Source organism: Psychrobacillus syltrankelensis (assembly GCF_055454035.1).
The window spans coordinates 3,031,819-3,044,075 of the sequence record NZ_CM144227.1 but is presented as its reverse complement, the minus strand read 5'-3'; the positions used below and the strand labels follow the sequence as shown (position 1 = coordinate 3,044,075).

Below are 12,257 nucleotides of genomic sequence, written 5' to 3'. Positions count from 1 at the left end.
CTCGCGTTACATCGGTCATCTTATTATTCATTTAACTTCTCAACTGTTTTGGCAGATCCTTGCGCTGGAAATGATTCATTCAGTGCTTCATACCCAACTTTCACTTTATCATACAACTTTAACTGATTTCGCTGATCCATCGTCAATGAAAACCATGTCGCATCTTTACCAGTATTCGTTGCTTCTTCGACAGTAAGCTTTCTCGCTTCCTCTCCCGATAAATCACTGACAACTAAAATACTGCTGTCATTCATTTCAACAATTATGCCTGTACTATAACCAATCGGTTGAGGTTGGGTCGGGTTGTCTTCAAAAAATTGCATAACTAAATAAAAGGTAGCTCCAATTGCGACGAAAATAATCGCTAGAATGATGAAAACAGTATACTTCCCTTTCATATGAAGACCTCCTTACTTCTTCCCAACTAGGCGGAAGCCTTCTTCTAAAAGATAAGATTTTGCTTCGTCATAAGAACCAAAACTTTCTTCCAAGTTATAGCCATGATAAATATTCCAAAGTGTATCTTCTTGTAATAACGTTAGCTTGGAATCTTCTTTGTTTTTCCATTCTTCTTCTACTTCTTCATCTAATAACTTTTCTTCCTCAGTAGATAAATAAGCAATAGAGTCTTTAATTATTGTTCTTAATTCTTCTGCCGAAGCTTCACGAATATTCAATAGTCCTTTATCATCGGCTGCTTCATATTGTGGAAGATCTCCTACATATACAAACCCATTCCCATTTGGATGAAGATGATAAATGACCGTTGTTTTTTCGTATAAGCTATCTTCATAATGGTAATTTACTCGTTTCATCGATACTTCTCTTCGAGTTAGTTCCGCAAATTCTTGGATAATGGCTTCTTTTTCTTCAAATGTTAACATGTAATTCCTCTTTCTCTTGGTTTTTCATTTGTCTAGTATACCATACTCTTTACCCTCTTCGCGTCAACCACTCTGCAACAAGGATGAAACAAATGACTACTGCAATCGCTACTGCAAAAAACCAGTCGGGCAAACTACTCAATATTATTCCTCCTTGCTAATCTGATTGACAAATCTCCCAAAGTTTTTGGATGTAAATCCTTCTACTTCTTTAGTAGAATAACTTTTTAATAACTGCTTTACTAAATTTTGAGTTTTGGAAGCATCTTCAAGCCCAAAAACAAATTCGCCTATTCCATCGAAGTCTGAACCCAATCCTACCAAATGTTTACCTCCAAGAGAAGCAATATGATCCACATGCTCCACTAAGTCTTGCATTTCTACTGGTTTTTTAGAATTGTTAATAAACTGTGGATAGTATACAACATGAATTGGTGAGTTTCTATTAACTAATGCTTTTAATTGATTATCCGTTAAATTTCTTGCCGAATCACATATTGCTCGAGCATTTGAGTGACTTGCCATGAGCCACTTTGCTTTCGGTAATACATCCCAAAATGATTTTTCACTCAAATGCGATACGTCGATAATAATATTTTGTTCGTTTAATAAAGCTATAACCTCTTCTCCAAAGGAGGTTAATCCTGTTCCCGAATTCTCAAATGCACCATCCGCAACCTCGTTCGCACCATTCCATGTAAGTCCAACTAATTTTACTCCGTGGGACAATAATAACTTTAACTTTTGTATATCTCCGTCAATCATGTCAAGACCTTCTAGGGATAACACTGCTCCAATTTGTCCTTCTTGTAGCAGTTGTAGTTGCTCCCACTTGTAAATTGCAACTACATTATCATTTTTTCCAACAATCTCTGTATGAAAAAATTCAATTTGACGGATTGCCTCCATAAATTGTTTCTCTTTTGGAAACCCTTCTGAAACAAACACCGCAAATACCTGAAGAGCTACTTCACCAGCTTCTAATGCTTTTTTGTTTGCCTGTAGCAAAGGAGAATCTTCAAAAGGAATTGGGTTTTCGGACATTGCTAGTTTATACAGCACATCACAATGCAAATCGTATATCTTCACATTCTTCTCCCCTATACAAAAACCGGTACTCTGATAAAAGAGGCACCGGTTTTATTTTTATAGTAATTCTGCTCTTAGTTGTGCTTCTGATTTAGGTGATAATAAACCTAAAGGAATATCATAAACTGTTTTTGCACCACTTTGACCAGATTGGCCAAGTTTGTAAGCTGCTCTTGCATATGCAACTAATACACTTGAAGTGAAGTTTGGATTGCTATCAAGTTTTAATGAAAATTCCATTAATTGTTGTTCATTCGCACCACTTACTCCACTTCGAATGACAAAACCACCATGAGGCATTCCACTATGGTCTTTTTTCAGTTCATCTTCCGAAATAAAATGCACAGTCGTATCGTAGTCAGCAAAGTAATTAGGCATTGAAACGATTTGTTGTTCTACTTGCTCTTTGTTCGTGCCAGCCTCTAGTACAACATAGCAATCTCTCGTATGCTTTTCTCTCGTAGAAAGGGAAGGCTGTTCGCCGTTACGCACACGGTTTACAGCTTCTTTTACAGGAAGTGTATATTGAACCGCATTTTTTACACCTTCAATTCGGCGTATTGCATCTGAATGTCCTTGGCTTAAGCCGTCTCCCCAAAATGTATAGGTATTCCCTTCCGGAAGAACAACTTCCCCAAGCAATCTATTTAATGAAAATAACCCTGGATCCCATCCAACAGAAATAATACTTACTTTGTCTGAAGCTTTCGCTGATTTGTCTACTTTTTCAAAGAACTCTGGAATTAATGCATGTGTATCAAAGCTGTCTACTGTATGGAAGTCTTGTGCAAGTTGCGGTGTTTGTTCTGGCAAATCTGTTGCAGAACCACCACATAAAATCATAACATCTACTTTATCTTTGAAATCTTTTGCATCTTCTACTAAATACACACCAACCGAAGCATCATTTACTTGAACTGTAGATGGGTCACGTCTTGTGAATACTGCTACTAGCTCCATATCTGGGTTTTGCTTTATTGCAAATTGAACACCACGCCCTAGATTTCCGTATCCTACAATACCAATTCGAATTTTGCTCATTCGTCTTTTCCTCCATCAAAATAACTTTATTAATAAAAATACATACATAATTCTAAATAGTCAATGGATAATTATTCAGGTGCTTCCCCAGAAAAAGCTAACCATTCTTCTTTAGATGGACCATACATACCTGGAACTTCAAGACCCGCTTGGCGCATTAGTATTGTAAGCTGCCCTCTATGATGTGTCTGATGGAATGTTAATACTTGGAGTACTAATGCAATTGGCCACATTTGCCCATACATATCTTTTTCTTCTAGTAGCGTTTCATCTGTCCACTGGTCTTTAATCGCTTGGACCATAGCATCACTAGATTTTTTATATGCTTCTGCAATTTCTTTTGCTGTTTTAGGTAGAGCTGCATCATGCGGTGTTGCAGTGAATTTTAGACCTGTTTTTCCTAGCATTTCATCGATGGTCACAACTATATGCCACGCAATTTGTCCTAGCGTTCTACCTTCTTCATATACTTTTTGGTGCAAAGAGTCGTCTGTTAATGTATTTAAGATCTTTAGTGTAGAATCACTTTCGCTTTTCCAGTTCGTTAAAAAATCTTCTAGCTTTCTAATCAAGAAAATCCCTCCAGTTAAGTTATATAGTATATTTCTATACTTTAGTTGTGGAATCCTGCTTACAATGAATTACTTTGCGAATAGATATTACTATCCGATTATGGTAGACTAAAGGATAGACAATAAGAGGACGTGAGCGAATTGATTAAAATCGAATTACCAAAACCAAACGTAACAATTACCCAGCGCGAACAAGTACTAAAAGAAGGAGAAATTGAAATTCCATCTATTTATGGATTTATCGATTTCCATCAAATTCCTCGTGATAAAGGCGGCATCTTTATGTTTTATAATAAAAATGATGAGCTATTATTCGTAGGGAAAGCACGTAAAATCAGACAACGTATTAAAAAACACTTTGAAGACAATGTTTCTCCAATGATTAAGCATCGTGAAGAAGTGTACAAAATTAGCGTTAGTATCGTAGAAGAAGCAATGGATCGTGAAATTTATGAAACTTATGCAATTAACACTCTTAAAGCAAAATATAATATTGACAAAGCGTTCTTTAAATAAGACTAAATCCCATGCCACTTCATTGTGACATGGGATTTTTTAGTTTTCATTATTCAAAAATACTCGTACTATGGAGTGGTTGCACCCGTGATTTTGGATCAATGAATGTCTTAATATGACTAATCGCAATTGGTACTTCACCAAATCCAACGGCAATGAGCTTAACTTTCCCAGCGTGTGTGCATACATCTCCTGCAGCATATATACCTTCTATATTCGTTTCCATTTTTTCATTGACAACAACAGAATTTTTTTGCATTTCTAGCCCCCAATCTTTTAAAGGCCCGAGCGACGCAACATTTCCATAATTGACGATGACATGATCTACCGGAATTCTTTGTTCCGATTTATCTTTCGCTACGATTACTACTTCATGAACACTTTCTCCGTTTCCAACTAACTCCTTTATACCGAAAGGAGTTTTCACTTGAACATTCGAATTACGAAGTTGCTGGACGGTCATCTCATGTGCTGTAAACTGTTCTTTTCGGTGACAAATAGTGACGTTTTCCGCAACATCTTCTAACATTAAGGACCAATCCAGTGCAGAGTCACCTCCACCAAGGACCAGCACATTAGAATCTTTGAAATGGTTTATGTCCTTTACTTTGTAATGCAAGTTTTTCCCTTCATAATCCGCTGATCCTGGAACGTTTAGTTTGCGGGGTTGAAACGCACCAATTCCTGAAGTAAGTAAAATTGTTTTGGAATAATGAACGCCTTTATCAGTTGTTAATGTAAAATGCTCTGATGATTTTTCAAGTGTATTTGCTGTCTCTTCTAAACAAATTGTCGGATTACTATATGCGGCTTGCTCTTCCAAATTTGCTATCAAATCTCGAGCTAAAATCTTTGGAATGCCTCCAATGTCATATATATATTTATCTGGATATAGCTCCATTAACTGACCACCAAGTTGTGGTAGACTATCTATTATTTTCACTTTTAAGTCACGTAATCCCGCATAAAAAGAGGCAAATAATCCTGTAGGACCACCGCCTATTATTATTACATCGTATAATTCCTTCTCCATACACCTTTCACCTCATTGCTTTCCTTAGAATGAAAATAATTCTCATTCATAAACGTACCACAAATTGCTTCAATCTCACAAAAATCGGTTTCGGATTTCTGGTGATGGAATCATACAACTATCTTTTTTTCCAAACCATCTATAACGATTTTTAGCGAATATTTTATACATTACTTCTCGTATTGACCTTGGTATGATTTTAAAAATGTAAAAAATTTTCCACATTCCTTTTAAATGCTTACAAATAAAAAGCGCAGCATCGGAGGAATCATATACTGTATTGTTTTCAATTACTATAACACCATCCAGTTTTTCATTTATTCGGTGATTTTTTTTGAGTTCTTTCCCAATGTCACTTTGCAGCGCAGCAAAGTGAAAGTACCCTGCTGGATCTCTTGCAATAATAAATTGAACACTTGCATCGCAAAAGTTACATTCCCCGTCAAACAAAACAATAGCAGTCATATGAAGTCCCCCTTTTCCCCAGTGTAACAGTTGCCACTGAAAAAGAATATGCCCCAATACAAACTCTTGTATTGGGGGCATGCAAGTTACTGCTTATCAGAAGGTGTATCGGAAGAACCGACTTCTTCTAAAATTTCAAAACTGTTCTCAAAGTCCCGAATTCTCGGGTCTTCGTTTTCCACTGGTTGATCAGTCGTAGAATTTAACAGTGATTCTTCAACAGGTCGTATATCCTCATTTACCTCTTGTTGTGCGTGCTCGACACAAGTAGTTGTAGAAGGAATAGCTTCTAATCTTTCTAAAGGAATTTCTTTTGAACATTCGGTGCATATACCATATGTTCCTTCCTTCATTGCTAACAGTGCTTCCTTTATATCTTGTATCTCATCTTCGGAGTGCTTTCGTAATGCTAGTCGTGTATGTTTATCCATTAAGTCGGTTGCATTATCTGCAGGATGATTATCGTAATTGGACAACTCTGTTGTTTCAAATTCCTCATCATTCTCCATACTTATTTCTAGTTCATCTAAACGCTTTAGTAATGTATCTTTTAATTTATCATATTTCACCATTTGAATTCCTCCTTGTTATTTTAAGGATTCCCAGAATTCAACGAAATAAAACAATTTGTACGTCTCGATTTAAGAACAATAAATACTGATATAGCTGTGAACGGTGATGTACTAAGTGATTGACGATTTGAACAAACCATTCTGCCTCACTATATTCACTACCCCAATAAGTCTTAAATTGTCGTTCTAATTCTTCTTTAGAAAGGTCATTATAGTATAAGATAAGTTCGTGCATTCCTTCTAAGAAGTGTGCATGGACATTCTCCATCGTGTCCGGCATATGCGTTTGATAGTACTCCGTCATTTGCTCTTTCGAATATTCTTTTTGAATACGCAAATCTGCCCCTGGTATTTGGGAGAGATGAACACAAACCTCCCATACACTCATTTTGTTCGCAATTGGACGTTTATGTAAAAGTTCTTCCTCTACTTGTTGAAACAATTCTATAATTGTATCTGAAACGAATTGTAATTGCTCTAATGCATCATTAATCATTTGTTCGCTCTTTTCCTACTTCTGTATGCGCAAATTTTCTTACCATCTTTTTAATATTTTCTACTCTACGAAAACGCAATGCCGACCAGTCATCATCAATTGCGATATTTCGGACAGGTTCAAATCCTTCATTTGCAAGTATTTTAGCAACCTCGTCTCTGCTGCAATCGGACCCTTTGTATAGTTTTGATGATTTTTTTGGATAGCATAACCACAAAAGACCATCTCCTTCTAAAGTATTTATAACTAATTTAGAAAGCGTTGAAATTTCATAAATCGATGTCCCAAATACTTGAATAAATTTATAGTTTCCCTCTACAATTTCTCTGTCAACTCTTCCTCCGAAAGCAATAGTAATTTCTTCATAAGACTTTGGAGCATTTAATATTAATACGGGTTCTCCTATTTGTTTCCACTGTAATTTCTTTAATATTGAATGTAAGTCCATCACATTTTTTCCTACCTTCATTTTTAATTCATAATACCTTATTTTTTCGCCAACATACAGTAATGCTTTTATTACATTATTTCCTGTAATTAAAGTATTATAAATACAAAGGAGTGTTTGTTAATGGGTATTCATAAGTTTTTTATGAGCATGAACGATTTAGAAAGAATCATACGTTGTCCTGGACGTTTTAAATTCGAGGAGCATAATGTAGCTGCTCATTCTTGGAAGGTTTCGCAATATGCGATGTTTTTTGCTACAATCGAAGAGAGCAATGGTGCAACTGTTGACTGGAAGTCTCTTTACGAAAAAACGATTAACCATGACTTTGCAGAGATATTCATCGGTGACATTAAAACACCAGTGAAACACGCTTCCCCTGAATTGAAACAAATGCTTTCACATGTGGAAGAAAAAATGATGGAAAAGTTTATTTTAGACGAAATTCCAACAGAGTTCCAACCGATCTTTTTTGATCGAATGAAAGAAGGAAAAGATGAAACTATTGAAGGTAGGTTGTTAGAACTTGCCGACAAGTTGGATCAAGTATATGAGGCTTTTGCAGAGCTACAACGAGGAAACACGGATATAGAATTTTTAAAAATGTATGAAAGTGCACTAAAGAAAATTCTTCGTATTCCACTTGAAAAAAGCGTTTCTTATTTTAAAGAAGTCATGCTTCAAGATATAATAGCGGAAGAATCTGTAATAGATATAAGGTCAATTACAACAAAAATTCTTGAAAATTAAAAAATTATACACTAAAAAATACAGTATATTGTATAATAATATTAAACTATTAAGTAATTGAGGGAGGGTATTCATATGCCTATACCAGTGAACCATACAAAACCTGTTCGAACTACCGCAAAACTCCATGCTTTCAATCAGTTACAACAGTGGATAATCGACGGTACACTTCAACCTGAAGAAAAACTCAACGATATAGAACTTGCACAGGCTCTAGGGGTAAGTAGAACACCAATTCGCGAGTCATTGCAACTTCTAGAGTCGCAAGGTTTTGTAACAATGCAACCTGGAAGAGCCACTCAAGTGACAGCTGTAGAAACACAAGATATTAACAATCTACTTCCACCGTTAGCAGTATTGCAAGCGCTTGCAGCGGAGCTATCTATTCAAAATATGGATGACGCCACAATTGAATTGTTGGAAGAAAAAAACAAAGAGTTTGCAGACGCACTATATGCGAAGGAATTTACCACTGCATTAAAGGTGGATGAAGAGTTCCATCAAATTATTGTGGACATTGCAAATAATCCATACATACTTTCTATGGTAGAGATGCTTCAAGCACATGTGCGAAGATTATTCTATTATGAAAAGATTGTTTTAAGAGAATACTCTATTAAGCAGCATGCAGAAATCATTCAACTCTTAAGAGAAAAAGATTCTCAGAAAGTAGCAGAAACAATGCGAGCAAATTGGATTTATACAATTGAAGAGTTTTAATGAAAATAAGCCCTTGACGATTAATCAAGGGCTCAGACTGTTGACAAACGCTCGCATTCTTCGTTGCTCCTGCGCACAGCTCGTCGCAAACAAAAACGCTTGCTTGGCACTTCGTTGTAAGCTCATGAACTTTAGTTCTATTCGCTTCCGCCTCGTGCTGGCGCGCCTCGACTGACAAGCGCTTTCAAGACAGTCTGAAGAGATACCAATCAAAAATGACTTTGTCTACAACCTGAGCCCTTGACGATTAATCAAGGGCTTATTTTTTGTTAAAAAACGCGGAGAGATGCAACAAAGTCGCATCCCTCCGCGTTCACAAATCTCGGTAATGGTGAACAGTAATCGTTTTAGTCCGAAGCAACCCAAAAAACGACTGAGCTCCTAGTATTTTATGGATATTTCTAATTAATCAACACTTGTTTTATCTTTTTTGCATTTTTCCAATAACACCTGTAATTAGAATTACAACTAAGAAAGGAATTAACCATCCAAGACCGACACTGTAAAATGGTAAATAGTTTTCATAAAGAGATACAACGGGATTCATCCATCCAAAATAGTCGATTTTGAGAGAACCACATAAAGCTTTCAAACCATCAATCACACTGATTAAAAATGTGACAAACATTACACTGACATATACAATTCTAGCATGGTTAAATAATGGTGAAAGAAACGTCAGCAAGATTAACACAATCGCTAATGGATAAAGCAGCATTAACATTGGTATAGAATACTTAATAATATTCGATAAACCGAAGTTAGCAATAATACAAGTAAAGATGCTAAAGAAAATGACGAAAGCTTTATAACTAACTTTTGGCATTAACGTATGAAAATACTCTCCACACGCCGTCGTCAAACCAATACTAGTAGTCAAACAAGCTAAGAATATAATAATTGATAAAAGTATAGCTCCGAAAGATCCAAAATAATGCTCAGAAGCACTACTCAGAACAGGGCCTCCATTAGCAAATATCCCAAAAAGTTCTGTACTTGTTGCTCCTAAATAAGCAATACCTGCATAAATAACACCTAAAAAGAAGATGGCAATCCCACCAGACTTCGCAGTTGCGGCAATAATTCCTTTAGTCGAGGTGATTCCCATTGAACGAACCGCAGTGATAACGATTATTCCGAATACTAAAGAGGCTAAAGCATCCATTGTATTGTAGCCTTCTGTAAATCCAGTCATAAATGCATTGTCTACATAACTACCATGAGGTGCTTCAAACCCACCCATTGGTTTAATGAAAACAAATAATAATAAAATGAATAACCCAATAATTATTCCAGGCGATAAATATTTCCCAACATTATCCACAATTTTTGACGGATTAAGTGAAAATAAAAGTGTAACTCCAAAGAATATTATCGTAAAAATAAGTAAACCAATCTTCGCATGATCGGGACTCATAAATGGCAGTATACCCACTTCAAAAGAAACTGCACCTGTCCGTGGTAATGCAAAAAACGGTCCAATTGTTAAGTATAATACAGTAGTAAAAATTACAGCGAATATTGGATGTACTCTACTAGATAACTCTTGTAAATTTTTACTTCCTGAAAAGCCCATTGCTAGTGTACCTAAGAAAGGTAATCCTATTCCAGTTGCCAAAAACCCAATAACTGCTGGCCATACATTTGTCCCTGCGTTTTGCCCTAAGCTTGCCGGAAAAATTAGATTCCCTGCTCCAAAAAACAATGCAAATAACATTACTCCAATAACGAGATAACTGGAGAATGACAATTTTGAATCCATTTATTTTGCCTCCTATAATGATAAACAATCATTTTTAATTTCTGCTATATTTCCTCTTAGATGAATGCTTCAAATGATTTCTGTCATTTATTCAGCATGCAATATATCAGAACTGATGATACTATGTATAGCAGCAGAATGCAATATATCAGACGAAATTTATTGAAAATTGATGTAATTTCATATACTTTGTATTTCAATTTAATATTTACATAATCACCCTAAACATGCTACTATTAGAAAAATTTAGATGCCATGAAGAGAAGAGTAAATACATAAATTCCATTGCAGAGAGCTCCAGTTGGTGAAAAGGAGCATGAATTTTTTATTGAACCAAGCCTCTGAGCATTACATTGGAACCTAGCCTTAGGGGATAGTGTAACGGGAGCTCCCGTTATAGAGCTAAGGTATTCGCATATCTTTTTACACGGAATTAATTGTACAAACATACAATTACGCCGAAGATTAAATTAAGATGCTGTACCGAATGAGATTAATATGGTGACATATTAATAAACTGGGGTGGTACCACGACGACTTTCTAAATCTCGTCCCCAAGACAATAGTCTTGGGGGTGAGATTTTTTTATTTGCACTTTTTTAAAAAGAAAGGAGAACAAAATGAAAAAAATATTATTATCCTGGAAGTATCCATCAATTCTATTATTTGGCATAGGATTTTCCAACTTTGGCGCATGGGTATATTTAATAGCACTCAATTTAATTGTATTAGATATGACCAATTCTCCACTTGCAGTCGCAGGGCTTTATATCGTTAAACCCTTAGCTACATTATTTACGAATACATGGACCGGCAGCGTAATTGATCGCATAAATAAACGTAACCTTATGGTTGGCCTTGACCTTTTTCGGGCGGCTTTTATAGCAGTATTACCATTTGTTTCATCAATTTGGATTATATATGCAATCGTTTTTATAATAAATATGGCGAGATCAATGTTTGAACCTGCTTCCATTGTCTATATAACAAAGTTAATACCAATTCAACAAAGAAAACGTTTTAATTCCTTACGAAGCTTAATAGACTCTGGGGCTTTCCTAATTGGTCCAGCAATAGCGGGTATATTGTTTTTATTAGGTACACCAATCTTAGCAATTTACATTAATGCAATAGCTCTACTATTATCCGGAATAATAACTTTGTTTATGCCAAATCTTGAAAAGGGGAATATCCTCGAATCATCTTTTACCTATATTTCTTGGAATTTAGTCAAAAATGATTGGAGAGTTGTTTTAAACTTTAGTCGTCAACACGTTTATATTATGGTCATTTACGTTTTATTTAGCTGCACAATGGTAATTGCAACAGCTATCGATTCTCAAGAAGCTGCATTTGCTAAAGCAGTGCTTTTTTTATCTGATGGAGAGTATGGATTCCTTGTAAGTATAGCAGGGGCAGGTATTATTGTAGGGGCTCTTGTGAATGCAATGATTGTAAACAAATTAGCAACTTCCCTACTAATTGGGGGTGGCTCGTTATTTGTTTCTATTGGCTATATTATTTACGCCTATTCAACTACATTTTCAATAGCCGCTATAGGATTTTTTATCCTTGCCTTTTCTCTTGCTTTTGCAAATACAGGTTTCCATACGTTCTATCAAAACAATTTTCCAGTTGAGTTGATGGGGAGAATAGGAAGTATATATGGATTATTTGAAGCTTTTTTAATCATTAGTATTACCATAATATTTGGCATATCGGCACAACTTATTTCCATTCAATTTGTTGTCATCATTGGTTCTTTTCTAATGTTGGGTATTACCATTCTTTTGTTCATGTTTTGCGTATTTCCTTCGAAAAGCAAGTATTATGATGATGTTTGCTTAAAATGATTTTCGTAAAGTGCAAAAAAATTGGAATAGAATGATAACGTGTCAGTAAATAAGAA

At 35.6% G+C, this 12,257-nt stretch carries 15 protein-coding genes and 1 other annotated feature; of the genes, 4 read left to right on the top strand and 11 right to left on the bottom strand.

All coding sequences use genetic code 11. The annotated features are described in order from the left end of the window. Positions 1 to 23: 23 nt before the first annotated feature. The 5 genes from ACTSKG_RS14890 to ACTSKG_RS14870 form a co-directional block, all read right to left on the bottom strand. The gene (locus ACTSKG_RS14890) at positions 24 to 398 is read right to left on the bottom strand and encodes a YobA family protein (RefSeq protein WP_464755346.1); all 375 of its coding nucleotides are present in this window, start codon (positions 396 to 398) and stop codon (positions 24 to 26) included. A 12-nt stretch (positions 399 to 410) separates the two neighbouring features. Then, complete coding sequence (locus tag ACTSKG_RS14885; protein WP_464755345.1) at positions 411 to 884, bottom strand: hypothetical protein; 474 nt, start codon at positions 882 to 884, stop codon at positions 411 to 413. A 144-nt stretch (positions 885 to 1,028) separates the two neighbouring features. Then, complete coding sequence (locus ACTSKG_RS14880) at positions 1,029 to 1,973, bottom strand: dipeptidase (RefSeq protein ID WP_464755344.1); 945 nt, start codon at positions 1,971 to 1,973, stop codon at positions 1,029 to 1,031. A 57-nt stretch (positions 1,974 to 2,030) separates the two neighbouring features. Then, positions 2,031 to 3,014 carry a diaminopimelate dehydrogenase gene (locus tag ACTSKG_RS14875; protein WP_464755343.1) on the bottom strand — a complete coding sequence of 328 codons (984 nt, stop codon included), beginning with the start codon at positions 3,012 to 3,014 and terminating at the stop codon, positions 2,031 to 2,033. Between the two features lie 71 nt (positions 3,015 to 3,085). Further along, the gene (locus ACTSKG_RS14870) at positions 3,086 to 3,586 is read right to left on the bottom strand and encodes a DinB family protein (protein WP_464755342.1); all 501 of its coding nucleotides are present in this window, start codon (positions 3,584 to 3,586) and stop codon (positions 3,086 to 3,088) included. A 141-nt stretch (positions 3,587 to 3,727) separates the two neighbouring features. On the opposite strand from ACTSKG_RS14870, the gene ACTSKG_RS14865 reads away from it, so the two are divergent. After that, positions 3,728 to 4,102: a nucleotide excision repair endonuclease gene (locus ACTSKG_RS14865; protein WP_464755341.1), complete on the top strand. Its 375-nt coding sequence runs from the start codon at positions 3,728 to 3,730 to the stop codon at positions 4,100 to 4,102. Positions 4,103 to 4,151: 49 nt separating this feature from the next. On the opposite strand, the gene ACTSKG_RS14860 is transcribed toward ACTSKG_RS14865, so the two are convergent. The 5 genes from ACTSKG_RS14860 to ACTSKG_RS14840 all read right to left on the bottom strand — a co-directional run bounded on the left by ACTSKG_RS14860 (position 4,152) and on the right by ACTSKG_RS14840 (position 7,116). Beyond that, positions 4,152 to 5,135, bottom strand: coding sequence for an NAD(P)/FAD-dependent oxidoreductase (locus ACTSKG_RS14860; RefSeq protein WP_464755340.1), 984 nt, complete (start codon positions 5,133 to 5,135; stop codon positions 4,152 to 4,154). Between the two features lie 75 nt (positions 5,136 to 5,210). Beyond that, positions 5,211 to 5,600, bottom strand: coding sequence for a thiol-disulfide oxidoreductase DCC family protein (locus ACTSKG_RS14855; RefSeq protein ID WP_464755339.1), 390 nt, complete (start codon positions 5,598 to 5,600; stop codon positions 5,211 to 5,213). A gap of 86 nt (positions 5,601 to 5,686) precedes the next feature. After that, positions 5,687 to 6,172, bottom strand: coding sequence for a TraR/DksA C4-type zinc finger protein (locus tag ACTSKG_RS14850; protein WP_464755338.1), 486 nt, complete (start codon positions 6,170 to 6,172; stop codon positions 5,687 to 5,689). A 37-nt stretch (positions 6,173 to 6,209) separates the two neighbouring features. Next, positions 6,210 to 6,668 (bottom strand): DinB family protein, encoded by a 459-nt coding sequence (locus tag ACTSKG_RS14845; protein ID WP_464755337.1) that lies wholly within the window; start codon positions 6,666 to 6,668, stop codon positions 6,210 to 6,212. Beyond that, the gene (locus ACTSKG_RS14840) at positions 6,661 to 7,116 is read right to left on the bottom strand and encodes a DUF3052 domain-containing protein (protein WP_464755336.1); all 456 of its coding nucleotides are present in this window, start codon (positions 7,114 to 7,116) and stop codon (positions 6,661 to 6,663) included. Before ACTSKG_RS14840 ends, ACTSKG_RS14845 begins: the two co-directional genes overlap by 8 nt. A 123-nt stretch (positions 7,117 to 7,239) precedes the next feature. On the opposite strand from ACTSKG_RS14840, the gene ACTSKG_RS14835 reads away from it, so the two are divergent. Together ACTSKG_RS14835 and ACTSKG_RS14830 are read left to right on the top strand one after the other, a co-directional pair. After that, complete coding sequence (locus ACTSKG_RS14835; protein ID WP_464755335.1) at positions 7,240 to 7,866, top strand: YfbR-like 5'-deoxynucleotidase; 627 nt, start codon at positions 7,240 to 7,242, stop codon at positions 7,864 to 7,866. Positions 7,867 to 7,941: 75 nt separating this feature from the next. Then, a complete protein-coding gene (locus ACTSKG_RS14830) occupies positions 7,942 to 8,586 on the top strand; it encodes a GntR family transcriptional regulator (protein WP_464755334.1) in 645 nt (214 codons plus the stop codon). Between the two features lie 421 nt (positions 8,587 to 9,007). Here the strand turns inward: ACTSKG_RS14830 and brnQ are convergent, their stop codons facing one another. Next, positions 9,008 to 10,348, bottom strand: coding sequence for a branched-chain amino acid transport system II carrier protein (gene brnQ, locus ACTSKG_RS14825; RefSeq protein WP_464755333.1), 1,341 nt, complete (start codon positions 10,346 to 10,348; stop codon positions 9,008 to 9,010). A gap of 246 nt (positions 10,349 to 10,594) precedes the next feature. Continuing rightward, positions 10,595 to 10,907, top strand: a binding site (T-box leader). Between the two features lie 61 nt (positions 10,908 to 10,968). Here brnQ and ACTSKG_RS14820 point away from each other — a divergent pair. Further along, positions 10,969 to 12,201, top strand: a complete 1,233-nt coding sequence (locus tag ACTSKG_RS14820) for an MFS transporter (RefSeq protein WP_464755332.1) — start codon at positions 10,969 to 10,971, stop codon at positions 12,199 to 12,201. Positions 12,202 to 12,257 lie beyond the last annotated feature (56 nt).

What these genes read in the sequence shown, in the direction of transcription:
- ACTSKG_RS14875 (WP_464755343.1), bottom strand. Translation starts at nt 3,014, where the DNA reads ATGAGCAAAATTCGAATTGGTATTGTAGGATACGGAAATCTAGGGCGT.
- ACTSKG_RS14850 (WP_464755338.1), bottom strand. Translation starts at nt 6,172, where the DNA reads ATGGTGAAATATGATAAATTAAAAGATACATTACTAAAGCGTTTAGAT.
- ACTSKG_RS14845 (WP_464755337.1), bottom strand. Translation starts at nt 6,668, where the DNA reads ATGATTAATGATGCATTAGAGCAATTACAATTCGTTTCAGATACAATT.
- ACTSKG_RS14830 (WP_464755334.1), top strand. Translation starts at nt 7,942, where the DNA reads ATGCCTATACCAGTGAACCATACAAAACCTGTTCGAACTACCGCAAAA.
- ACTSKG_RS14840 (WP_464755336.1), bottom strand. Translation starts at nt 7,116, where the DNA reads ATGGACTTACATTCAATATTAAAGAAATTACAGTGGAAACAAATAGGA.
- ACTSKG_RS14860 (WP_464755340.1), bottom strand. Translation starts at nt 5,135, where the DNA reads ATGGAGAAGGAATTATACGATGTAATAATAATAGGCGGTGGTCCTACA.
- ACTSKG_RS14835 (WP_464755335.1), top strand. Translation starts at nt 7,240, where the DNA reads ATGGGTATTCATAAGTTTTTTATGAGCATGAACGATTTAGAAAGAATC.
- ACTSKG_RS14890 (WP_464755346.1), bottom strand. Translation starts at nt 398, where the DNA reads ATGAAAGGGAAGTATACTGTTTTCATCATTCTAGCGATTATTTTCGTC.
- ACTSKG_RS14885 (WP_464755345.1), bottom strand. Translation starts at nt 884, where the DNA reads ATGTTAACATTTGAAGAAAAAGAAGCCATTATCCAAGAATTTGCGGAA.
- ACTSKG_RS14820 (WP_464755332.1), top strand. Translation starts at nt 10,969, where the DNA reads ATGAAAAAAATATTATTATCCTGGAAGTATCCATCAATTCTATTATTT.
- ACTSKG_RS14855 (WP_464755339.1), bottom strand. Translation starts at nt 5,600, where the DNA reads ATGACTGCTATTGTTTTGTTTGACGGGGAATGTAACTTTTGCGATGCA.
- brnQ (WP_464755333.1), bottom strand. Translation starts at nt 10,348, where the DNA reads ATGGATTCAAAATTGTCATTCTCCAGTTATCTCGTTATTGGAGTAATG.